Source organism: Paraburkholderia sp. RL17-347-BIC-D (assembly GCF_046027915.1).
Lineage (GTDB): Bacteria > Pseudomonadota > Gammaproteobacteria > Burkholderiales > Burkholderiaceae > Paraburkholderia.
Map to the genome: position 1 here is coordinate 64,568 of NZ_JARESS010000020.1, position 23,508 is coordinate 88,075.

19 protein-coding genes are annotated in these 23,508 nt (G+C 61.3%); 5 read left to right on the top strand and 14 right to left on the bottom strand.

Annotated elements, in window-relative coordinates:
• Window positions 1-23 precede the first annotated feature (23 nt).
• Window positions 24-1,064 carry a phosphate ABC transporter substrate-binding protein PstS gene (pstS, locus tag P0D96_RS25195; RefSeq protein ID WP_408178523.1) on the bottom strand — a complete coding sequence of 347 codons (1,041 nt, stop codon included), beginning with the start codon at window positions 1,062-1,064 and terminating at the stop codon, window positions 24-26.
• 298 nt (window positions 1,065-1,362) lie between these two features.
• On the opposite strand from pstS (P0D96_RS25195), the gene P0D96_RS25200 reads away from it, so the two are divergent.
• Entirely contained in the window at window positions 1,363-2,400 is a 1,038-nt protein-coding gene (locus P0D96_RS25200; protein WP_408287066.1) for a transporter, read from the top strand.
• A 51-nt stretch (window positions 2,401-2,451) separates the two neighbouring features.
• On the opposite strand, the gene P0D96_RS25205 is transcribed toward P0D96_RS25200, so the two are convergent.
• Window positions 2,452-3,414 (bottom strand): CHAD domain-containing protein, encoded by a 963-nt coding sequence (locus P0D96_RS25205; protein ID WP_408315999.1) that lies wholly within the window; start codon window positions 3,412-3,414, stop codon window positions 2,452-2,454.
• Between the two features lie 500 nt (window positions 3,415-3,914).
• On the opposite strand from P0D96_RS25205, the gene pstS (P0D96_RS25210) reads away from it, so the two are divergent.
• Window positions 3,915-4,919, top strand: a complete 1,005-nt coding sequence (gene pstS, locus P0D96_RS25210; protein WP_408316082.1) for a phosphate ABC transporter substrate-binding protein PstS — start codon at window positions 3,915-3,917, stop codon at window positions 4,917-4,919.
• 18 nt (window positions 4,920-4,937) lie between these two features.
• On the opposite strand, the gene P0D96_RS25215 is transcribed toward pstS (P0D96_RS25210), so the two are convergent.
• From P0D96_RS25215 to oxlT, 8 genes are all read right to left on the bottom strand, one after another.
• Window positions 4,938-6,209, bottom strand: coding sequence for an MFS transporter (locus P0D96_RS25215; RefSeq protein ID WP_408178526.1), 1,272 nt, complete (start codon window positions 6,207-6,209; stop codon window positions 4,938-4,940).
• Window positions 6,206-7,309, bottom strand: a complete 1,104-nt coding sequence (locus P0D96_RS25220) for an NAD(P)H-dependent flavin oxidoreductase (protein ID WP_408178527.1) — start codon at window positions 7,307-7,309, stop codon at window positions 6,206-6,208. Before P0D96_RS25220 ends, P0D96_RS25215 begins: the two co-directional genes overlap by 4 nt.
• A gap of 49 nt (window positions 7,310-7,358) precedes the next feature.
• Window positions 7,359-8,576, bottom strand: coding sequence for a YbfB/YjiJ family MFS transporter (locus P0D96_RS25225; RefSeq protein ID WP_408316001.1), 1,218 nt, complete (start codon window positions 8,574-8,576; stop codon window positions 7,359-7,361).
• Between the two features lie 355 nt (window positions 8,577-8,931).
• On the bottom strand, window positions 8,932-9,858 hold the full coding sequence (locus P0D96_RS25230; protein ID WP_408251890.1) for a LysR family transcriptional regulator: 927 nt from the start codon (window positions 9,856-9,858) through the stop codon (window positions 8,932-8,934).
• A gap of 102 nt (window positions 9,859-9,960) precedes the next feature.
• Window positions 9,961-10,392, bottom strand: coding sequence for a PAS domain-containing protein (locus tag P0D96_RS25235; RefSeq protein ID WP_132383800.1), 432 nt, complete (start codon window positions 10,390-10,392; stop codon window positions 9,961-9,963).
• 104 nt (window positions 10,393-10,496) lie between these two features.
• Window positions 10,497-11,747 (bottom strand): formyl-CoA transferase, encoded by a 1,251-nt coding sequence (gene frc, locus P0D96_RS25240; protein ID WP_132383802.1) that lies wholly within the window; start codon window positions 11,745-11,747, stop codon window positions 10,497-10,499.
• A gap of 25 nt (window positions 11,748-11,772) precedes the next feature.
• Window positions 11,773-13,515 carry an oxalyl-CoA decarboxylase gene (gene oxc, locus P0D96_RS25245; protein ID WP_408316003.1) on the bottom strand — a complete coding sequence of 581 codons (1,743 nt, stop codon included), beginning with the start codon at window positions 13,513-13,515 and terminating at the stop codon, window positions 11,773-11,775.
• 64 nt (window positions 13,516-13,579) lie between these two features.
• Window positions 13,580-14,911, bottom strand: a complete 1,332-nt coding sequence (gene oxlT, locus P0D96_RS25250; protein ID WP_132383806.1) for an oxalate/formate MFS antiporter — start codon at window positions 14,909-14,911, stop codon at window positions 13,580-13,582.
• Between the two features lie 464 nt (window positions 14,912-15,375).
• Between oxlT and P0D96_RS25255 the strand changes: the two genes are divergently transcribed.
• Window positions 15,376-15,765, top strand: a complete 390-nt coding sequence (locus P0D96_RS25255) for a hypothetical protein (protein WP_408287077.1) — start codon at window positions 15,376-15,378, stop codon at window positions 15,763-15,765.
• Window positions 15,766-16,348: 583 nt separating this feature from the next.
• Window positions 16,349-16,936, top strand: coding sequence for a hypothetical protein (locus tag P0D96_RS25260; protein ID WP_408316005.1), 588 nt, complete (start codon window positions 16,349-16,351; stop codon window positions 16,934-16,936).
• A gap of 80 nt (window positions 16,937-17,016) precedes the next feature.
• Here P0D96_RS25260 and P0D96_RS25265 read toward each other — a convergent pair whose 3' ends face one another.
• The 4 genes from P0D96_RS25265 to P0D96_RS25280 form a co-directional block, all read right to left on the bottom strand.
• Complete coding sequence (locus tag P0D96_RS25265) at window positions 17,017-18,180, bottom strand: asparaginase (RefSeq protein WP_408178534.1); 1,164 nt, start codon at window positions 18,178-18,180, stop codon at window positions 17,017-17,019.
• 96 nt (window positions 18,181-18,276) lie between these two features.
• Window positions 18,277-19,776, bottom strand: coding sequence for a cysteate racemase (gene cuyB, locus P0D96_RS25270; protein WP_408316007.1), 1,500 nt, complete (start codon window positions 19,774-19,776; stop codon window positions 18,277-18,279).
• A complete protein-coding gene (locus tag P0D96_RS25275) occupies window positions 19,773-21,062 on the bottom strand; it encodes a dicarboxylate/amino acid:cation symporter (RefSeq protein WP_408178536.1) in 1,290 nt (429 codons plus the stop codon). Before P0D96_RS25275 ends, cuyB begins: the two co-directional genes overlap by 4 nt.
• A gap of 181 nt (window positions 21,063-21,243) precedes the next feature.
• On the bottom strand, window positions 21,244-22,158 hold the full coding sequence (locus tag P0D96_RS25280; RefSeq protein WP_408316084.1) for a LysR substrate-binding domain-containing protein: 915 nt from the start codon (window positions 22,156-22,158) through the stop codon (window positions 21,244-21,246).
• A 324-nt stretch (window positions 22,159-22,482) separates the two neighbouring features.
• Between P0D96_RS25280 and P0D96_RS25285 the strand changes: the two genes are divergently transcribed.
• Window positions 22,483-23,505 carry an SGNH/GDSL hydrolase family protein gene (locus tag P0D96_RS25285; protein ID WP_408316009.1) on the top strand — a complete coding sequence of 341 codons (1,023 nt, stop codon included), beginning with the start codon at window positions 22,483-22,485 and terminating at the stop codon, window positions 23,503-23,505.
• The last annotated feature ends 3 nt before the right edge of the window (window positions 23,506-23,508 follow it).

Below are 23,508 nucleotides of genomic sequence, written 5' to 3' on the forward strand. Positions count from 1 at the left end.
CGCGCGCCCCATGAGTCCGACGCTTACGGCGCGACCGGCTTGCCCGACGCGTCCTTCACCTTCTGTTTCCACTGCGTGCGGATTTCAGCCGTCACGGATTCCGGCAGCGAGATGTAGTCGAGATCGTCGGCCGCCTTGCCGCCGTTCTTGAATGCCCAATCGAAGAACTTCAGCGTCTCGGCGCCTTGCGGTGCTTTGTCCTGAGTCGTGTGCAACAGCACGAACGTCGCGCCGACCACGGGCCACGCGTTCTTGCCCGGCTCGTTCGTCAGGATCTGGTAGAACGACTTCGACCAGTCGGCGCCGGCTGCTGCGGCCTTGAAGGTATCAGTCGCCGGCACGACCACCGTGCCCGCTGCATTTTTCAGCGCGGCATAGGTCATGTGGTTCTGCTTCGCATACGCCCATTCGACGTAGCCGATCGCGCCCGGCAGACGCTGCACGAAAGCGGCAACGCCGTCGTTACCCTTGCCGCCCGTGCCCGTCGGCCAGTTCACCGTCGCGCCTTCGCCCACTTTCGATTTCCACTCCGGGCTCACTTTGGACAGATAGTTGGTCCAGATGAAACTCGTGCCCGACCCATCGGCACGGCGGACCACGGCGATGTCGGTATCCGGCAGCTTGATTTTCGGATTCAGCGCGACGATCGCCGGATCGTTCCACTTCTTGATCTTGCCCAGATAGATGCTGCCGAGCACTTCGCCCGACAGCACCAGTTCGCCAGGCTTCACACCCGGCACGTTGATTGCCGGGACCACGCCGCCGACCACCGTCGGGAACTGGAACAGGCCGTCCTTGGCCAGTTCGTCGTCTTTGAGCGGGGCGTCCGAGCCGGCAAAATCCACGGTCTTCGCAATGATCTGCTTGATGCCGCCCGACGAGCCGATGCCCTGATAGTTGACCTTGCCGCCGCCGGTCTTTTGATAGGCGTCAGCCCATTTCGTATAGATCGGCGCGGCGAAGGTGCTGCCCGCGCCGGTGATGTCGGCGGCGTGCGCGGCGCTGGCACACAGCGCACACACAACCAGCGTAAGTTGCTTGAGATTCATGGTGAGACTCCTCATGGCGACGCGGTCGCCGTCGATGGGCTGCAACTTAAGGGTGAAATATGACGTTCTTGTGACTACTCAAGTTAAATGATCCGCTTGCCTAAGCTTAAGCATTCGCTAAGTCGACGTCGTGAAAACTAGCGGGTTAACCTTCTTTTGATCGGCCGCGATATGCTCAGGCCTTTGATTCCGGTTCAATCTGTGCGGCGCCTGAAGTTGGAATTGCGTGGCGATCGCCACGGTTCTGATTTCGGCCGGCAAATTGCTGGATAGGCCAATCCCGCACGGGAAGCAAACGCTGAATGAATGACCTATGAGATCTGATCTGCTACTGCAAACCTACGGCGCGGACTCGTCCGGCATGGTCTGCGGCTTTCTGTTTTCTTCGACTCGCGCCGGACGCTCCGTCGACGCCGACGAAGTCGCCGAATGGCTCCAGGCCCACGACGCGAACGGCCCAGCGAAGGAAGGCAGCGAGTTTCTCTGGCTCCACTTCAATCTGGCGCACAGCGCTAGCGAGCGCTGGATGAGAGCCCAGCTCGACTTGCCCGAGACTTTCTTCGACGCGTTGCGCGAAGGCTCGCACTCCACACGTATCGAACATGCGGACGGCGCGCTACGCGCGGTCGTGAACGACGTCATGTTCAATCTGGAGTTCATTCCCTCCGAGATTGCGACGCTGTGGATTTACGCGAATCAACGGATCATCGTGACCGCGCGTCTCAAGCCGCTGCGTTCGGTCGACCGATTGCGCGCATCCGTTCGGGAAGGCGAGGTATTCCGGTCTCCAGCGGAATTGCTGGTTCACCTGATGCGTGATCAGGCGGACCTGTTGGTGCAGATCGTCCGGCGAACCAGCGCCGACGTCGATCGGATCGAGGACCGGTTCCTGTCGCAGCGGCCAACGCAGAACCGGATCGATCTGGGCGCCATGCGTCGTATGCTGACGCGCTTGCAGCGCATGCTCGCGCCTGAACCCGGCGCGATCTTCCGTCTGCTCGCAAGGCCGCCGCGCTGGCTGCATTCGGAGGACGTGCAGGACCTGCGCGAGTCGACGGAAGAGTTCTCCGTGGTGCTCTCGGATGTGGCCGGGTTGATCGAACGGGTCAGGCTGCTGCAGGAGGAGATCATTTCCCGCCTCGAAGAGCAGAACAACCGCACGCTGTTCACGCTCACACTGGTGACGGTTCTGGCGATGCCGATCAATATCGTCGCGGGTTTTTTCGGCATGAATGTGGGCGGTATTCCGCTCGCTGAAAACCGGCATGGCTTCTGGGTGATGGTGTTGCTCGTCGCCGGTTTTACGGGGCTCGCGGGATGGTGGGCATTTCGTCGGCGCAGGGAACGGTAGTGGCGAGGTTTGCGTCCGACTTCAGCAACAACGGCTGCGCACGCGATACCGTCAGCGCATGCCGGCGTCGGGACACTCGCCGGCAAACGTGTCGCTGAACGCGCGTAACAGTGCGTCGGCACGTTGCATGTGGTCGCCTTTGCGATGCCTCAAATGTGCTATCGCATCTTCTACAACGCCGCGCCCACCAAGCTGAGTTGTATGCTCAAGGAGCAGCGCTTCACTGGAAACGATGTCGTTGAGCTTTCCTAGCTCGTCCTGCAATTGCGTGAGCTCTACGACGCCGATCTCGTTCCCGCTTTCGAGTAGAGGCGCGAAAAACTCCAACAGATAGCGCATCTTTTTCCCTGCGATTCGGACTTCGTGGACCTCTGCGTATACGGCGTCGGGATTCCTAAGCACACGCTCCATCCGTTTTCGCAGCGCGCGCTTCGCCTTCGCAACACGGTTCGCGGCGAATACCGCAAGCGGTTCGTCAAACGAGCAGGCGTCGAGTTGCAGCATCACGCCCGCTATTCGTTGCGCGAGCATGGCTTCGACGTTTGCCGCGGCGATCGTTGCGCGACTGCGCAAAAGCGCTTGGCCGCGCAAGAGATCGACTCTTTCGATGAGCACCGCAAAAGAGTGCGGCGTCGGCGCGTCTTCCGCCAGTAAGTGTTTCAGGATATCCCAGTCACGCGTCTGCCCGGCGGAATCGGCGAGCGCCTTGAATTCGCGCCGCTGCCATCTTGCCTGCGATCTGTCGATGAGCGGATCGTAGGCCCACCACAGCGAACGCAGTCGACGCAGCGCGACACGTAGTTTGTGCAGACTTTCCGGGTCGGCACTGACGCACAGGGTGCCGGTGCGTTGCGCCACCTGCACGACCATTGGCGCGGCCAGCGTCGAAAACGCCACGGCCGGCGACATGTCCGGCGAAGCCGTGCCGGCGCGTTTGCCGGGATTATCCGAGGTCCGCTCTTGTGCAGATGCAGATGCAGATGCGGTATCACGCGTATGAGGTGTGGAGTTCATCGGCTCGAGTTGCGTGAGTTCCCAAAGCGGACGGAAGTGAGGTGAACGTAAGGTACCGCGTGCCACGTCACTTAGCAAACTGCGATACCCATCCTACAACGTAAAAATTTCGAGGGCCATGCCGGCACTGTGCTCGAAGCGAATTCCACGCGACTATCCAACGAACTTTCGCTTGAACGGAGGGGTTGCGCTGTTCAGCATGGCGAATCGGAATGACGAGTCATTTCCATGCCGTGGTGATAGAGCGATTCAATTTGCCTCCTGACCTTCACCGTCCTGTAATGAGGAGGGTTAGTTTTTCAGCGCCGCGGATGTCCTATTTTCAGTTGGCACACCGCAGCGCGACGACAAACCGGTGGAAATAGAAAGTTTAAAAGAGCCCGCCAGACAATAGTTTCTTCACGCCACGCGTCGTTACCCGGCGAGCTTCACTTCATGAGCTTTGACAACAATTCCGAGTGAGGTCTTTCGTGAGCTATACACAAACATTGTTGGCCGGTATGGCCGGCGCTTTGTTGACGGTCGCCGCGCACAGCGCCGACATCACCGGCGCCGGCAGCACCTTTGCCGCGCCGATTTATACGACATGGGCCAACGCCTACCAGCGTGCGGGCGGCGGGACGGTGAGCTATCGCGGTGTCGGGTCGACGGAAGGGTTAAAGCAAATCATGGTCAGCCAGGTCGATTTCGCCGGGTCGGACGCACCGTTGAGCGACGACGAGCTGGCGAAGAATGGCCTGCTCCAGTTTCCAACGGTGATCGGCGGTATCGTGCCGGTCATCAATCTGCCTGGTATCAAGCCCGGCGAACTGATTCTCTCCGGGCGTGTGCTGGGAGATATCTATTTGGGCAAAATCATCAGTTGGAATGCTCCGGCCATTGCCGCCATCAATCCCACGATCAAGCTGCCCGACACGCCTATCGCTGTGGTCCGTCGGCTCGACGGTTCAGGTACGACGCTGATCTGGACGCACTTTCTCGCGCAGGTCAGCCCTGAATGGAAGAGCAAAGTCGGCGAGGGGACTTCAGTGCGCTGGCCGCGCGGAATAGGCGGAAGAGGCAACGAAGGAGTGGCCACCTTCGTGCAGCATCTGCCCGGCGCGATCGGCTACGTTGCGTGGGATTTTACGAAGCAGAATCATATGTCGTACGCGGCCATGGAAAATGCCTCGGGTGCCGTGGTTCAGCCTGGACCGGAAACATTCAAGGCCGCCGCCGCGAGTGCCGACTGGTCCAAATCGCTCTTTCCGATCTTGACCAACGAGTCGGGCGCGAACGCGTGGCCTGTCGTCGGCGCGACCTATATATTGGTTCACAGTACGCAGGCCAAACCGGATCGCGGCGAGGAAACACTGAGGTTCCTCGACTGGGCGCTGACGAACGGCAATCAGGCGGCGGAGGACCTGGACTATATTCCGCTGCCGCCGGCGGTCGCGAGCGAGATTCGCACTCAATTGCACGCGAGGGTAAAGAATCCGTCGGGTAAAACCGTCGCGGGCCAATGACGAGGACTGTCTCTTCGCTCAAGCAACCGCTTGCTGACGAGTCCGCGCCCACTGCGCGAGCGCGGCGCACGCCACCAGCAACGAGCCCGTGACGAAGAACACGGAATGCAGCCCGAGATGGACAGCGATCACGCCGCCGATAATCGGACCGACGACCTGTCCGCTGAATTGCGCCGACTGCAGGTAACCGAGCATCTGACCGGTCTTGTGCTCTTCGACCGCATGCCGGGCCAGTTTGGCAATTGCAGGCAGGAGACCGGCCAGCGTCATGCCCATCAGCGCGCGTAATCCCGCCAGTTGCCACCACGCGTGAACGAACGCTTGCGGAATCATCACCAGACCGGTCAACACCAGGCAAGCGACGATCACGTTCCAGCTGCCGATCCGATCGGCCAAGGCGCCGAGGCGCGCCGCCGTGAGCATGCTGCCGAACGCCGAACAGGCCATTACGATACCCGCCACGCGCGCCAGATGAAGCGACGGCACGCCGAGACTGCCGACATAGACCGTGATGACGGGCTCGATCGACATGTTGGCGAGCAGCACCATCATCGCTGTGACGAGCAACGCGGCGATCACCGGATAGTTGTTGCGATGCGTGCTCGCCGGTGCGTGCTCGGCGGGACGTCGGCTGGAATGAGTGGCCGGGTCGAAATCTTCTTTGACGACGAAAATCGTGAGCAACGCGGCCACCGCGATCATGGCGCCGCCGGCGAAGAACGTGCCGCGAATGCCGAGCCAGCCCGGCAAGAATCCGCCGACGAGCGGCCCGATCAGATTACCGGCCAGCGCGCCCGTCGACAGCACGCCCAGCGCCCAGCCCGCGCGTTCCTTCGGCGCCTGTGTGCCGACCATCACCGTCGACGCCGACGAGTAGCCGCCTACCAGGCCCGCGAGCAAGCGCAGGGCGACGAGCTGATGCACGTTGTGCGCAATGCCGATCAAGGACATCACCACCGCCATGCCGACGGCCGCGCGCACCAGCATCGGCTTGCGGCCATAACGATCGGCAAGCCGTCCCCACACGGGCGCGGTGATCGCAGTTCCAAAAAACGTGGCGCCGAACGCGATTCCCGACCACTGGATGACGGCGGACTGCGACTGCACACCGAGTTGCTGGACGTAGATGGGCAAGAACGGCAGCAGCATGCTCAGGCTGACGAGCGTGGTGAACGAGCCGAATACGCACACGGCCAGATTGCGGCGCCAGTAACGCTCATGTCGCGCGGAATAATCGAGACCGCGCGTTGCCTGAGCGGACGGCAGGGAAGCTTGTTGGGGGGTGTTCATATCGTCGTCCCGGCAAATGACTGCGAGCGTGACCGGCCCTCTGCTTCGGCAAGTTCGCTCACCAACGTGGCAACCAGCTCCGCCGCAGGCAATGCTCTCGCGAGCGGCGCGCCCTGGCCGGCCCATTGGACGGCAAATTCGGTGCTGCCCTTTGCGCGGGCCGCGGCGTTCAGCGCCTTGGCGGCGTCATATGCAATCGGATAGTCCGGCAGCGGCGGCGCGTCCGGCGAGTCGACGTCGGTAAACAACCGGTTGCTCAGCCCACGTGCCGGGCGGCCGGAGATCGCGGCCGTCACGGCCGTCCGGTACGCGCGTTGGGTGGTCAGTGCGCTCCGGTAGGCGGCATCCGCGCCCGATTCGGGACACAGCACGAACGCGGTGCCCATCTGCACTGCGCGAGCGCCGAGGAGCAGTGCGCCGGCAATGCTTTGACCGTCCATGATGCCGCCCGCGGCGATGACCGGCAGCGTCGACTGTTTTGCGATCAGCCTGACCAGCGCCAGGGTGCCGATCATCGCGTCATCGTCCGGATTGAAAACGCCGCGGTGACCGCCTGCTTCCGCACCTTGTGCGACGATCGCATCGAGTCCGGCTTGCTCGATCTGCATGGCCTCGTGCGGCGTGGTCGCGCAACCGAACAGCAGAATGCCGGCGCGATGCAGTTCATTGATCCATTCGCGCGATGGCAGCCCGAAATGGAAACTGACGATAGCGGGACGCTCTTCGATCAGCACTTGCAGCAGCGCCTCGTCGACTACAAAGCTCGTGTAAATCTCCTTGAGCGCAGCGGGTGTTCTGGCGCCGAACTCGGCGAACAGCGGCTGCAAATGCGCAAGCCAGGTCGCTTCGCGAAGCGGATCGCTGTACGCCGGCCGATGGCAGAACACGTTGACATTGAACGGCTTGCTCGTGAGCGCGCGTGTCGCGACGATCAGTTCACGCGCTTGCTGCGCGGTGCTCGCACCCACGGCGATCGAGCCGAGCGCGCCGGCATTGGAAACCGCGGCGGCCAGTGCGGGCGTCGAGATGCCTGCCATCGGCGCCTGAATGATGGGATGTTGCACGCCAAGTGCTTGCAGAAAGCGGATATCGGAGGTCATGGGGTTCTCACAGTTCGAGTAGTGGATAAAAACGCCTGGAGCGGAGTGGCTAGGCTTGCTTCGAACCGAAGCGAAGCGCCGCGAACAGATCCACCGCCAGAGCAAGCGCCAAAGACGCCGCGCCGATCACGAACAGCGTCGCGTAGTTGCCGCCGTCGTGCGCGAACAGAAACGACAAGCCGTACGCCGCGACGGCCTGCAAGACGGCGAAACTGGTGGTCGCCGCGCTCCAGGCGCCTTTCTGGGCAGCCGGATGATGCGCGAGCAATTCATTGACCCTGCCGAGCACGAGCGCGACGATGCCCGGCACGAACGCGCCGACTACGACGCTCGACACGATCAGTGCCGCAGGTCCGCGCACGACAGCCGGCAGCGCGACCGCGACGATCTGCAGGAGATAGGCCACGCGCAGCGCCGGACCGAACCCGGTACGGTCAGCCAGATGACCACTCAGCAACGGGCCCACAATCGCGCCGAGTCCAAACAGCACCCAATATTGCGCGCCGACATCGAGGCCCTTGCCGAGGCCGCGTGCCACGAAATCGACCAGAAAGATCATGTGCGGAACGAGCCCCACGGCGTTCAACGCATACTCGGTGTAGAGCGCGCGCATCGATGCAGCCGGATAAGACCGGCCATGCCCTCGGTGATGCGCCGTGTGCTGCACGGCGGATTCGCCTCGGCCGGGCCACCCGTTCCACGCGACGGCCGTCAGCGCGAGGGAGATCGCGGCAAGTCCCAGCCACGTTTGCATCAGGCCCTGACGCAGCAGTATCGGCACGATCGTCCCGGAGGCCGCAATGCCAAGACCAATGCCGCTGAAGATCGCACCGCTCGCAAAGCCCTTGCGCGATGGGGTGACGTGCGCGAGGACGGTCGGCGCGGCGAGCACCATCAGCGCGCCGCCCGCCAGGCCGGATGCGAAGCGCCAGCCGAAGAACCAGAGAAACGAAACCGGAAACGCGCAGGCGACGAACGCGACGGTCACGAGCAGCATCATCGCGCGCAGAACGAACGTGGCGTCGAAACGCCGTGCCAGCCAACCGCCTGCGAGCGCGCCCGCCAGATAGCCGCCGAGATTGGCTGCACCGAGATAGGCAGCGGTCGACGCCGGAAACCAGTGCGCGCTGACGATCGCCGGCAATAACGGGGTATAAGCAAAACGCGCGAGGCCGATACCGACAAGGCTCGCGCTGGCTCCTGCCAGCGTGCCGCGCCAGACATTGAATGCCGGCGGGATCGGTTCGTTGACGACTGCACGTTGCATCACTGCCTCCACTGTTCGGTTGCGTGTCGACTCGTCTTGCTGGCGGGCTCGACACGATAGGTACGAAGGTCACGACTTGCAATGCCTCTCATGAGGATTGCAAACTGAATGCGGAATGCCTCGCCATGGGACGAGCGATGCCGGGGGCGCCGGCGCTGTGGCCGCCGTCCACATGCGGGATGTTTGCCCGTTGCGAAGATTGCCGATTCAAATCGAGCCCGGCGTCGGTCGTGTCAGTGAACTCGCCGGGACGGCCGACCGCTTGCGCTAGGTGATCTCGATGGGACTAAGTCTAGATTGAACCGATTGAAGAGAGAATCCACGCGGCACGGTAGACATTCTTCCGCGAAACGATTCAATTTCGCGTGGTAATCCGCTGGGATTGGGTGAAATGCTGGCGCAGGCGCGGCGCAGCGAAATCGACGAACGCGCGCACCTTGGGCACGGCAAGGCGCCCGTGCGGCGTCAGCAGGTGGACCGGCAGCGGAGCGGGCTCGTTGTCGCTCAGGACGATCTTGAGCGAGCCGTCCTTGACCTGTTCGGCGATGTGGTAGGAAAACATGCGAGTGACGCCGTGTCCCGCGACCGCAGAGGCCACGGCCGCCTGAATACTGTTGACGATAAAGCGGGGCGTGAATTGCACGACGCGCGGAATCGTCGAGCCGTTCGGCGGCGGAAAGCTCCACGAATCCAGGCCGAAGTGGGTCATGGAGATGATCTGATGCTGGGCCAGATCGGCAGGTTCGGTGATTGGCGGGTGCTTCGCCAGGTAGCGAGGCGACGCGGCAACGACCCGCCGCACTTCGCCGACGGGGATCGCCACCAGCGTCGAATCGGGCAGATGGGCGATGCGCAACGCCAGATCCATCCCTTCGTCAATCAGGCTCACCGGGCGGTCGAGCATATTCAGGCGCACCGAGACCGCCGGATAGCGGTCGACGAATTCGTCGATGATCGGCTGCAGCATGTCCTGGCCGGCGGCCACCGGTGCGGTGATCGTGAGCAGCCCGCGCGGCGCGGAGCGCTCGCCGGCGATCAGCAGATCGGCCTCTTCGAGATCGGTGAGAATGCGCCGGCAGGCGGCGGCATATCGCTCGCCGGCTTCGCTCAGTTTGATGGTCCGCGTCGTGCGATGCAGCAGGGCCGTGCCGACATGTTCTTCCAGGAACGCAATGGCGCGGCTAACCGCGGCGGGCGAGCGGCCGAGCCGACGGCTCGCGCCGGCCAGGCTCCCTTCGTCGAGCGTGGCGACGAACACCTTCATTGCGTCGATGCGGTCCATGTTGCCTGATCCGGTGTGATTGAAAACGCGATCTGGCAGAGTCTACAGCGACGGACGGCAAGACGACGGCGGGAACGGCCAAGGACTGGGGCGACGACGCGCTCACGCGCCGGCGGATGCCTCCAGTTCGGCAAGCCGTTTGCGCAGCAGGCGATCCTCCTGGAAGCGGCTGGTTTCGTCGCGGATCACTGCGACGATGCCGGTGAGTTCGTTTGTCGGCGAGTGCAGCAAGGCGACCGTGAAGGCAATCGACAGCGAGCGCCCGTCCTTGTGCACGGCGGGGACGCGCAACACGTCGTTGCCATAGCGGGTTTCGCCTGTTGCCATGGTCTTCTGATAGCCGTCCCAATGGCGGCCGCGCAGACGTTCCGGGATGATCAGGTCCAGCGAGTTGCCGAGCGCCTCGCTTTGCGTGAAGCCGAACATGCGTTCAGCCGCGGGGTTCCAGAATGTGATGCTGCCGCGGGCGTCTGAAATGATGATCGCGTCGCCGATTGCGTTGGCAAGTTGCTGGAAGTCGATGGCGTGCTGCATGGCGCTCCCCCAATGTGAAAACACGAATGCTCAATAGAATACGGCGCCGCCAGGGACGCCGCATCGGCAAGGCCGGGCTTATACCCGGCCTTGCATAGCACCATTTAAACCGCTTTCACTTCGCGCAGGTTGAAAATGTCCTGCTTGCTGTAGCCGAGGCTCGCGAGCACTTCTTCCGTGTGTTCGCCCAGCAGCGGCGAGGCGGTGATTTCCGGCTTCATATCCGAAAACTTGATCGGGCTGCCGACAGTCAGATACGAGCCGCGTTTCTTGTGCGGCACTTCGACAATCGTGCCGCTCGCGCGCAGCGAGGGATCGTTGGCCAGTTCCTTCATGGTCAGCACCGGTGCGCACGGAATGTCGAACTTGCGCAGGATGTCGACCGCTTCGAACTTGGTCTTGTCGGCAAGCCAGCCTTCGATCGTTTTGAAGATGTCGAAGATATGCGGTTGACGTGCTTCCGCCGTCTTGTAGGCCGGGTCATCGATCCACTCGGGCTTGCCGAGCGCTTTGCAGATCGGTTCCCACGCGTGGCCCTGGATCGTGAAGTAGATGTAAGCGTTCGGATCCGTTTCCCAGCCCTTGCACTTGAGCACCCAACCCGGCTGGCCGCCGCCGCCCGCATTGCCGCCGCGCGGCACCACATCGCTGAATTCGCCGTGCGGATACTGCGGATATTCCTCGAGGTAGCCAACGCGCTCCAGCCGCTGCTGGTCGCGCAGTTTCACGCGGCACAGGTTGAGCACGCTGTCCTGCATCGACACGGCGACTTTCTGGCCCTTGCCGGTTTTGTCGCGTCCCAGCAATGCAGTCAGAATGCCAATGGCCAGATGCATGCCGGTGTTGCTATCGCCGAGCGCCGCGGCGCTGATGGTCGGCGGGCCGTCCCAGAAGCCGGTGGTGGAGGCCGCGCCGCCTGCGCATTGCGCGACGTTTTCGTAGACCTTCAGGTCGTCGTAGTGGTGGCCGTCGCTGAAGCCCTTCACCGAGGCGACGATCATCTTCGGGTTGAGTTCGTTCAGCCGTTCCCACGAAAAGCCCATCCGGTCCAACGCGCCCGGGCCGAAATTCTCGACCAGCACATCCGATTCGCGGATCAGCTTTTCGAGCACCTCTTTGCCTTCGGGTTTTTTCGTGTCCAGCGTGAGCGACTTCTTGTTGCTGTTGAGCATCGTGAAGTACAGCGCGTCCGCATCGGGGATATCGCGTAACTGATTGCGCGTCACGTCGCCGGAACCCGGCCGTTCAACCTTGATGACGTCCGCGCCGAACCAGGCGAGCAACTGCGTGCATGCGGGGCCCGCTTGAACGTGCGTGAAGTCGATGATCCTGATGCCTTCGAGAGGTTTGCTCATGTTGAAATCTCCGTGGTTGCCCAGACTACTTTTTCATTGCCGCGCTTTGCGGATTCAAATTGGTCAGTCGGCCGCTTTCGGTGCCGGCCGCTTCGTCGATGACGGCATTGATCAGGCTCGGCTTGCCCGAAGCGATCGATTCGAGCAGCGCCTTCGTCAACTCTTCGGGCGTGGTCGCGTGATAGCCGATGCCGCCGAATGCCTCGATCATCTTGTCGTAACGCGCGTTCTTCACGAACACGGTCGGCGCGACGTCCTTGCCGCCAGTCGGGTTCACGTCGGTGCCGCGATACACGCCGTTGTTGTTGAAGACGATCGTGCAGACCGGCAGGTCGTATCGGCAGATGGTTTCGAGTTCCATGCCGCTGAAGCCGAATGCGCTGTCGCCTTCGATCGCTACAACCGGTTTGCCGCTCGTCACCGCCGCGCCGATCGCGAAGCCCATGCCGATGCCCATGATTCCCCACGTGCCCGAATCGAAGCGCTTGCGCGGCTCGTACATGTCGATGATGCTGCGCGCGTAGTCGAGCGTGTTCGCGCCTTCATTGACGACGTTGATGTCCGGGCGCGTCTTCAGCACGTCGCGGATCGCGCGCAACGCGCTGTGGAAATTCATCGGCGACGGATTCTTGTCGAGCGTCGCGGCCATCTTGGCGAGGTTCTTGTTCTTGCGCTCGGCGATCGCGCCGGTCCACTCGGCGCTCGGCTTCGTGTAGCTCGCATCGATGCCTTCGCGCAGTGCCGCCACGCACGAGCCGATATCGCCGATCACCGGCGCGGCAATCGCGACGTTGCTGTCGATTTCCGTCGGCGAGATGTCGATCTGGACGAACTTCTTCGGCTCGGCGCCCCACGTTTTGCCCTTGCCATGCGAGAGCAACCAGTTCAGACGCGCGCCGATCAACACGACGACATCGGCTTCCTGCAGCACGAACGAACGAGCCGCCGACGCCGATTGCTCGTGCGTATCGGGCAGCAGGCCCTTGGCCATCGACATCGGCAGATACGGAATGCCGCTTTGTTCGACGAACGCGCGAATCTCCGCGTCGGCTTGCGCGTACGCCGCGCCCTTGCCGAGCAGGATCAGCGGACGCTTGGCGCTCTTCAGCACATCGATTGCACGCTTGACCGATTCCGGTGCGGGCAACTGACGCGGCGCGGCGTCGATCACGCGCACCAGCGATTGCTGCGCTTTCACGGCGTCCAGCGTTTGCGCGAGCAGCTTGGCAGGCAAGTCCAGATACACGCCGCCCGGACGGCCCGACACCGCAGCCCGGATTGCCCGCGCCACGCCGATGCCGATATCTTCCGCATGCAGCACGCGATACGCGGCCTTCGCGTACGGCTTGGCCGCATTCAACTGATCCATCTCTTCGTAGTCACCCTGCTGCAGGTCGACGATTTCGCGCTCGCTCGAACCGCTGATCAGGATCATCGGGAAGCAGTTGGTGGTCGCGTTGGCGAGCGCGGTCAGTCCATTCAGAAAGCCGGGTGCCGACACCGTCAGGCAGATTCCCGGCTTCTTCGTCATGTAACCGGAAACGGCCGCCGCATTGCCTGCGTGCTGTTCATGGCGAAAGCCGATGAAACGCATGCCTTCGGCTTGGGCAAGCCGCGCCAGGTCGGTGATCGGGATGCCGACCAGGCCAAAGATGGTGTTGATGTCGTTCAGTTTCAGCGCGTCGATGACGAGATGGAATCCGTCGGTCGTCTCGGTCGCCTGTTGTGTCGACGTTTCGTCTGTTGTGGGCTGGTCGGCTTCTGCCATGACATCTCTCCTTGGTGGCGGGGCGTTGTGTGGTTTGTTGCGAGCGGTGCGCTCACGTGGTCAGTCAATCAGGCGTGCCGCCGGACGACGGCTGCAGCCTTGCCTCAGCGATGACCACGCTGGTCGGCGCGCCTGAGTTTTCGATCCAGCGCTTTCTCATGGGGGCGAGGATGAACTTTGCGGACACGGCTGCCGCGATCGACACCACGGCGGCCGAGATGAACACCGTGCTCCATCCGCCGTTCACCGACAGCACCGATGCAAGCGGTACCAGCATCGATGCCGTGCCCTTCGCGGTGTAAAGCGTTCCCGCGTTGGCTGCGGCGTATTTGCTGCCGAACGTGTCCGCGCAGGTCGCCGGGAAGATCGAGAAGATTTCGCCCCAGCACAGGAACACGGCGGCCGCGAAGAACATGAAGGCGTACGGGTTATGGCCGAACTGCATGAGTCCTAGCAGTGCGACGCCTTCGCCGAGAAAGATCATGAACATCGTGTTTTCCCGGCCGATGCGGTCCGACAGAAAGCCGCACAAGGGACGGGTGAAGCCGTTGCACAGGTTGTCGATAGACAGTGTCATCGTGAGGAGCGGCAGCGTGATGCCCATCAGATTCACAGGCAGCTTGGCAAAGCCGTATTCCTTCGCAATCGGCCCGAGCTGCGCGGTCGCGATGATGCCGCCGGCCGCGACGAATACGAACATCAGATACAGCACCCAGAAGAGCGGCGAACGGATCATCTCGCCTGGCGTGTAGTCGATCTTGCTAGCGACGATGCGTTTAGCGGCGACGGCGGTTGCGGGCGGCTTCGGCCGGATCAGCATGGTGGCGAGCAGCAGAATGCAGACGCCCTGGAAAATGCCGAAGAACATGAACGTGTGCTGGTAGCCGGAACGCTGGATCATGTCGGCGATCGGAATCACGGTGACGGCCGCGCCAGCGCCAAAACCCGCCGCGGTCAAACCAGCCGCGAGACCGCGCTTGTCCGGAAACCATTTGAGCGCCGTGCCGACGCAGGTGCCGTACACGCAGCCCGCGCCGATCCCGGCGATGACTGCCGCGACATACAGCGCGGCGAGACTGCTCGCATGCGCGTCGATGATCCAGCCGAGCGCCGCGCACAGCGAGCCGCCGATTACGACCGGGCGCGGCCCGAACTTATCGACGAGCCAGCCTTCGACTGGCACGAGCCAGGTTTCGGTGACGATGAAGATCGTGAACGCGGTCTGGATCGCCGCTTGTCCCCAATGGTGGGCGTTGTCCATCGGTACGACGAACAGCGTCCACGCATATTGCAGGTTCGCGACGAGTCCCATGCACACAATGCCGATCGCGAGTTGCACCCAGCGGTGATGCGTGAATGCAGTACGGCCTCTTTCCGATGCACTGGAATAGCCCATGTCTCCGTCTCCTGTATATTCCGTCGCGCTCAAGCGGCGCGTTGGACCTACGTGATCGAACCGCTCCATCGCCGCTAAGTTTGCGGGCAACGAGGCGCCAATGGTCGGCCAGAGGGAGCTGCACTAACGAAAACCCTTACCCGTCAAACGCAGAACCGCCGGATGAGAGGCAATAGGTCGTGCAGCGCGTCTGAGGGGATGCTGCGCGAGAACAGTAATAAGTAAAAGTTAAAACATTTTATGGTTTGCATTAGGTATTCCTAATGGATCGACTGCCGCCCTTAGCCATGGCTTGATTGAGGGCGACGCCCCACTGTTTAAGTGCGCAGATCTGGCTCCTGAGGCTACTTGGGGTAAACCAATATATAAACAAAACACTATCGTTTTTCGAAAAAACTTTAACTATTGTTTATTCATGGGCTCTTCTACTCTTTGGTCATGCCAACTGCCTGATGGAGACGACCATGAACCCCTTGCAATTCGACGCTGGCGACAGCGTGCACCATGCCGAAATCCAGGCGCAGTTGTGCGCCTATAACGCCGCTTTCGACGAACTCGGCCTGCGCTTTCGTTGGGATGCGCAGACGCTGGCGTTACTGGCCATGATCGAAGGCGAACAGGCGCAGATTGCCGCTTATATCGAAGCGCATCATGCGCACTTGTTGAATGCCTACAGCGCTGAGTTTTTGAGCCAGGCCATTCTGGAGAAGAAACGTGCGCGTTATCCGGCGCCATTGCCGAGACGTGTCGAAAGCGCGCCGCGTCAGAGTCGCGTGGTTCATCAGCCAGAGATGAGTAGCTGGCGCGAACGCGTTTCGTATGAGGTGGATCTGCCGGCGCTGGCTGGTGTGTAGATGCGGTGGACGGCATGCGCGAGAGCTTGCGCATGCCGCCGAGCCTTGTTGACGTTCATTGATCCGAGTCGGGCCGCAGCGGTGCAGAAGAAACGACCGTTTCGATATGGTCTGTCTTTACATCGTAGACGAGGCCGGTGACCGAGCCACCCGTCTGGCGGGCCGCGCATTTGTCGACTTCATCGCGGCTGAACTGCAAAAGGAGCCGCTGGACTTTGTTGCCGCGACCTAGGCCCGGCGTATGCGGAGGCGCAGTTTCGGAAGATCGGAGCGGGCGTGACAGCCGTCCGGTGCACTGCCGTCAGCCTAATAGCGTCCTATAGCGGGGCCGATTGGTCAATAGAGAGGTGTGCTCTGTTGATCAATAACAACTCCCATCAGATACTCGAAGCATCGTCCCTACGCTCGCGGATCATGGCCACGCCGGCGGTGCGAGCGGACCGATTCTTCGCCGCCCACGTCCGCTTCGTGCGTGGGACGGTTTAAAAAGTCGAGCGGGGCCGCCGTATTCTGATAGATGGCGTGCCCGGCATGGTCCAGCAAATGGCGGGCGAGGCACGCGCGAGACTAGAGGAGGCCTGAAATGGCGCATGCGGATCTGGCGATACTTGGGGGCGTCGGGATTCTCGCGCTGGCCTGCCTGGTCGTGTGCGGTATTTACCTGTACTGGAGCAGCGACAGATACCGCGACCGGCAGCAGCGTTCGGAGACGCCACTCAGCGGGACCCAGGCGGCGGAGCAAAACGACGAACAGTTTTCGGAACCGGGGGCAACCATGGGCACGCAACTGAGCCATCGCTGCAAAACCTCGCTGTATCGGGCGGTATTCAACAACGCGCACGACGAAAGCATCGTGTTCCTGTTTGCCGGTGGCCGCGACGATGCTCGAAAGCGGGCGACCGGCGCGCTGGGTGCTATCCACGGCATTGCGGCCCATGAGGTGTCGCTGTCCAACCTCGCCTCGTTCGGCGAACTGGTCGACGTCGGCGTCAGCGAGGATGAGGAGTTGCGGATATTCGAAATGGCCTGGAAAGGTGCGGACGTCAGCGCCTGGGCCGAACACCCGCTTTTCCTGACCGATGATCCCAGTTTGATAGGCAAGTGGGCCGAACTGTACGCGGACCTTGCGCGGGAGTTGGCTGTCAGCGCGATCGACAGGGCGCGAGACTAACGAGCGGATCGGCTGTCACGGCTCGCCAATCGAAGACGGCCGCTTGGCCGTCCAAGATTGGCTCGTGCCGCGCACCCCCGTCAAAACGTGCCGGAGAACGCCTGTTGGACTTTGGCGGGATTGGTTGTACCGTTCGCGATCAGCAACTGGGTGAGCAAGCGCGCCTTTTGTGGATTCAGATCGAGCGAGACGACGAAACCACGCTTGTCGTCCTCGACTTCCACGTTTCTGTTGACGAACCCCGACATCACGCGCGTCGAGCGGACAACCACGATGCCCTTTTTCGCCGCCCGGTCGAGGGCAGCCAGCGCCTCCTTGGATGCATCGCCATCGCCTTCGCCCGCCAGCACGATACCTTTGGCTCCATCGGCAATAGCGTGATCGATCTGCGCTCCGTCCATGTTGCTGTGCGCATAGACGATTTCCACACGCGGTAGACGGCCATTTGCCGGCAAGCCAAGGGTATCGCGTGTTGAGGCAAGAGCGGGCGCGGGCGCGACGAAACGAATGCTGGCCGGATCGACATAGCCGATCACACCCGCGTTCGGCGAAGCAAAAGTCTGCACGGCTGTCGTGTTGGTCTTGGTAATCCAGCGCGGCCCGTGGATCTGATCATTCATGACCACCATCACACCTCGACCTCGCGCTTTCGGACTCGCTGCTACTTCCACGGCTTCGTAGAGATTGTTGGGGCCATCCGCGCTCGTCGATCCGCCGGGCCGCATCGACCCCACCAGAATCACCGGCTTATCCGAGCGCACAACGTTTTGCAGGAAGAATGCCGTTTCTTCCATCGTATCCGTGCCGTGGGTGATCACGATCCCGTCTGCTTCATTTCGATCGAAGGCCTCCTGGATGCGGCGCGCGAGCCGGAACCAGATCTCGTCGTTCATATCCTGCGATCCGACATTGGATATCTGCTCAGAGGTGATGCTCCCGAGTTTCTCAATGCCTGGAACCGCCCGAACCAGTTCCTGACCTTTGACGTTGCCCGAGTTGTAGCCAATGGCCGAACGCGGGTCGGCTGTGCCGGCAATCGTGCCGCCGGTCGCCAAAACGAGAATCCGCGGCGAGGCGGCGGCCGGGCTTGCCGCATCGGTAGCGGGCGCGTTATCAGAGGTTGTGTCCGCAGCCCAAACGCTGGTGCCGTACAAGGAACCAGCGCATACCAGAAGCACAGCGGCTAGCGTTGTGCTCGACTTACGCAGACAGGCAGCCTGTTGAAGGGTAGTCTTGATGTTCATGTCCAGTGTCCTATAAGGATTTAACAGCGCAAAGAAAGACGTCGCATGTCGACGTCATCAGGCAGTACTACTGTGTTCGTTGGTATGTCGCGTTAGTCAGCGAATTTGACCGGGTTGGTGTTCCGATCGGGTAGTGGGCCGTTCCGCGGCCGCCGTTGCCAGGGCCACGCATTGCTGTGCCAGGACATCGGTCGGGTCGACCAGACTGACGCGCATGCCGGTCGTGCCGACGAAACTCTTCTGCGGCAATAAAAGCGGCAACTCGGTGCATCCCAGGATGATCACTTCGACGCCTTCCGCAATGAGCCCGTCAATGGCGGCGCAGACATCGTCCAGGCACTGTCCGGTGGTAAATCCCGCCTTCACGCCTTCCTTGCCGTAGATCGCTTCCATCACCCGCGCCTGCAAATCCGCGCGAGGCACGATTTGCTGCAATCCTCCTGATTCAAGAGCCTTCTCGTAGACGCCGCTTGCGATCGTGCCCGAAGTTGCCAGCACGCCGACGGAACGAAGCAGCGGAAACGTCTCGCGGAGATGGCGGACCGTCACCGTCAACATATTGACGATTGGTATGCCGAGATACGGCTGAATGCGTTCGACAAATGCATGCGCGGTGTTACACGGAATAGCGATGAGGTCCGCGTCGCCCGACTCGAGCTTCTTGCAGGTCGCGTAAAGCGAAATAGTCGGGTCGGGCCCGTCACCGATCAGGTTTTCCGTGCGATCGGGAATCTGGGGATTCTGTTCAATCAGAAGCCTGATATGGTCCTGGTCGCGATTCGCCGGCGTGTTGCGTACGATCTTCTGCATGAAGTCCACCGTAGCCGCGGGCCCAACCCCACCCACCACTCCCACCTTGAAGATTGATTCGGGCGAACCGTAATCGCCCGCTATCACGTACTGCGCATAGGCAAGATTCGAATCGATCAGTGGCACTCGGAAAGCACCCATTTCCTCGGCCACGAGTGCGATCTCGGTCATGCCCGGCACAATGATATTGGCGCCTTGCGCAATGAGGTCCTCGCACGCCTCGCGCAGAAGCGCAACGGGCCGGCCAGACAGGTTTCCGCTCTTGACGCCGTTCGCGCCGTAGACCGCTTCGGTGATGAGGTCGACGCCGTCACGTGGACGGGGATGAATGATTTCAAATTCCGGTGCCGCGAAATACTTCTCAAACAATCCTTTTCGACGGGTGTAGTCCGAGGTCAGCACGCCGACTCGCCGCGCAGTCGGAAATTTTCTGCGAACATGGCTGCGCACGGCTTCGACCATATCGACAATCTGCAAGGGCGAGTTAGCCTTCAGCTCATCGATGAACGTATGACTGAGAAAGCACGGGAGTACGACGGTCGTCACGCCTCGCTTCTCGAAACTGCTGATCATGTCGAAGATGTACAGCTTGCGCTGAGTCGTCGCTTCGCTACCCGTGACCGCGCCGCCGAAGGGATGCTGTTCGAAAATGACGTCGACGTGTTCCGCATCGCTCGACGCGGGCGTCGATTTGACGAGCTTGAAAAAGACGTCGGCACTCGCCAGTGGACCCAGGCCGCCCACCACGCCGAACTTCTTCCCGCTCAGCACGCTTGCGCTGATCATTTCGTCTCGCCTTGCAGTTGGCCCAAGGCAACGCTGTCACCATCGGCGAACTGCTTGACGGCCCGCTTCGCTTCCCACTTCGCAATAACGGCCGTCGCGATGCTGTTGCCAATCACGTTCGTGGCGGTTCGCCCCATATCGAGAATCTGATCGATAGCGAGGATCAGCACCACGCCGGACGGGGGCAGGTGAAACATCGGCGCAACAGCGGCGACCACCACCACGGAACCTCTTGCGACGCCGGCCATTCCCTTGCTGCTCAACATCAGGACCAGCAACATCATGATTTGCGCGCTGAGCGGCATGTCGATGCCGAACGCCTGCGCAATGAAAATCGCGGCAAACGCCTGGTACATCATCGAGCCATCGAGATTGAACGCATAGCCAAGCGGCAACGTAAAGCCGACGACTTTCTTGTCGATACCGAACGCTTCGAGCTTCTCGGTCAGACGCGGATAAGCGGCCTCGCTGCTCGCAGTCGAGAAGGCGAGCATGGCGGGTTCCCGGACGGCTTTTAGCAACTTCCAGATCGACTTGCCCAGAAAGACATGACCGACGAGGATGAGGACGATCCACAGCGTGACAAGACCGAGATAGAAGCTGCCGACGAGCTTGCCGTACGTGGCCAGCACATCCAGGCCGTTCACCGTAATCGCGGATGCCAGGGCGCCGAAAACACCGATGGGTGCGAGCCGCATCACATAGTCGGTCAACTTCAGCATGGTAGGTACGAGCGCATCGATGGCGGCGATCAGCGGTGTGACACGCGGGTCCTTTTTGATGGCGCTCAGGACGACGCCGAACAGGACCGAAAAGACGAGGATTTGCAGGATGTCATTTCGAGCCATCGCATCGATGATGCTGGAGGGAAACGCATGCGTGACGAAGTCCTTGAAGTTCAGACCCGCGGTGTTGAGGCCCGTGGCCACATCGGAACTGGTCTGCGTCATATGCAGTCCCGCGCCGGGTTGCAGCGCGTTCGCAAGGACGAGGCCGAGCGCGAGCGAGAACAGTGAGGCGCACACGAACCATCCCACCGACCTGAGCCCGATTCTGCGCACGTCGCTCGTCCCTTCCATGCCGGCGAGACCGGACACCAGCGTGGCGAAGACGAGCGGCGCGATGATCATCTTCACGAGCCGCAAGAAGATATCGGTGATGATCGAGAAGTAACCGGCGATGGTCTTCGCTTCCGCAGCACCGGCGGCGCTCCGGTGGCACACGTAGCCGACAATCACGCCGAGCGCCATGCCGACCACAATATAGAAAGTTAGGCGGTTTTTCATTTCCATCAGTCCGAGGGATGCGCACAAGGGTCAGACGTGACCGCAGTACGCTGGCAGGAGGCAAAAACGTCGTTAGCGACGCGGCGTTTCTGTGTATGGACGGATGATAGAGATGATCGAAAAAGACTCGATTCGGGTCCTGCATGGGGATATGCGAAACTCGCATAACGCGGGATAACCCCTAATCGACCGCAGGTGACGCGGCGCGAAGGTCGCGCCAGAGCGTGTCGAGAAACTCATTGCGATTCGACGCATCACGGTAGGCGCGAAGTTCGACTTCAAGATTCCATGTGTCGCGGCCCGCGAGCACCAGCTCGCCCGAGTCGAGTTCGGTGACGATCGAGCTTTTGGGAAGCCACGCGACTCCTTCGCCTTCCAGGACCAGTTTCTTGAGGACCTCCGCCATATCGGACTCGTAGTGAGGCCGCAATGCCGGCGTCGTGTCGACCCGGCTCAAAAGCAGTGCAAGGCAGCGGCCGAAATAGCTGGTTTCTGTATACGAAATCAACGGCAATGGACGGGCCGCTGTTCCCGGCAACCGGAAGACGGGCGCACCACGTGGATTTGGCCGGCAGACTGGCAGCAGTACATCGACGCCGACGGTGACATGCTCATACCTGATCGGGTCGAGATGAAGGGGAAGCTCCGGGTGATGATAGGCGAACATCAGTTCGCAGTTGCCGTTCACGAGCATCAGAATGGAGTCGTGGACATTAGTGGGTATCACGCGGGCACGGACCTCACCGAAACGTGCCGTCAGCGCCTTCAACCAGGCCGGCAGGAAACTCAGCGCGATCGTATGGCCCGCTGCAATCTGCAAGCCTTTGCCGGCCATGCGTTGATCGATGCGAATGATGGCTCGCGTATCGAACAGCTTGCCCAATATGTCGACCGCGGCCTCACGAAACAGTTGCCCGGCTGGCGTCAGCGTCGGAGGGAAACTGCTGCGGTCGATCAGGTCCGCGCCCACCCACTGCTCAAGCGACTGAATGCGCCTGCTGAATCCTGACTGCGTGACATTCCGGAACTCCGCCGCGCGCGAGAAGCTTTGATACTGGGAGAGTGCGATGAAGTCCTCGATCCACTTGATTTCCATGTCGGATCCGTTTTGTGTGTAATAGGGAGCGAGTTTTTTGAAGTGAGTGTGTGATTCTACGCTGGCAGATGTGTCCGATAAGTCATGAGGCACACGCGGAAAATCCCGGCGCTGAATTGATATGGAATCCTTTAATTGACGACGGTCGTACTCCCCGTAACTGCTTCATGTCGTCCGCCGCTCTCGAGAGCGTGCATGACAACCCGGCAATGCCAACTGCGACAGCGCACGCTTTTTGCTTGAATGGAGTGCTTATCGGGAGAGCGACGCGCGGTTAAGCCGCAAAGCGGCCACAGCTCTCCGGCCGGTTAGGGAGACGCTGCGATGCATGGAATAAATGACAAGGTACGCGCTGCAATTTTTGCCGTGGCGATCTCACTGCTCGCGGCGTGTGGCGGGCACGGAGGCGACTCGAATAATAGCGGCAGCGCAGCCACACCGGCAGGCGGCATCAATCTGCAAATCGTCTCGTTCGGCGACAGTCTTTCCGACGTCGGCACCTACGCGCCGCTCGCAAGCGCGGTCGGCGGCGGGCGTTTCACGACGAATCCTGGACAAGTGTGGACTCAGAATGTCGCGCAGTACTACGGCGACACGCTAAAGGCCGCATACACGATCGACATTACGCATAAGCTCAGTGCGCAGGGCGGCCTCGGTTATGCGGAAGGCGGTGCCACGGTTGCGACGCCGGCAAACCAATCCGATTTTCTGACTGCGGTGATCGGCAACGTCGAAATGCCTGTCAATCAGCAGGTTTCGAGCTATCTGGCCGCGCACAGCAGCTTTAACGCCAATCAACTGGTGCTCGTCTGGGCGGGCGCGAACGACGTGCTTCGCGCCGGGCCGCTGCCGGCTGCGGCGCCGACCGTGCAGACCGCGGCCAACACCCTCGCTCAGATAATCGGGCAGATCGTCCAGAACGGCGGTGTGCACGTCGTGGTTGTCAATCTTCCGAATGTCGGACTCTCGCCGGACGGCATCACGTCGTCCGATGGCGGGGCCAACTTGACCCAGTTATCGCAACTGTTCAACGATACCCTGAACACCGCGTTGCAGACCGGTGGCCTGCAAGCGAAAGTCATCCAGATCGATGCCTACACGTGGTTGAACGGGATCATCGCGAACTTTCAGGCCAATGGCTTCACCGTGTCGAACACGGCGCAGGCCTGCGACCCCAAGAAAACGCCCAATAATACGTCCTTGCTGTGCTCGCCGCCTACGTACGTGAGCTCTAACGCGGACCAAACGTACATGTTCGCCGACGACCTTCATCCGACGACACATTTGCATTCACTGTTCGCCCAGTTCGTGGAGCAGCAACTCGCCAAGAGCGGTCTGGGTCACTGAGTT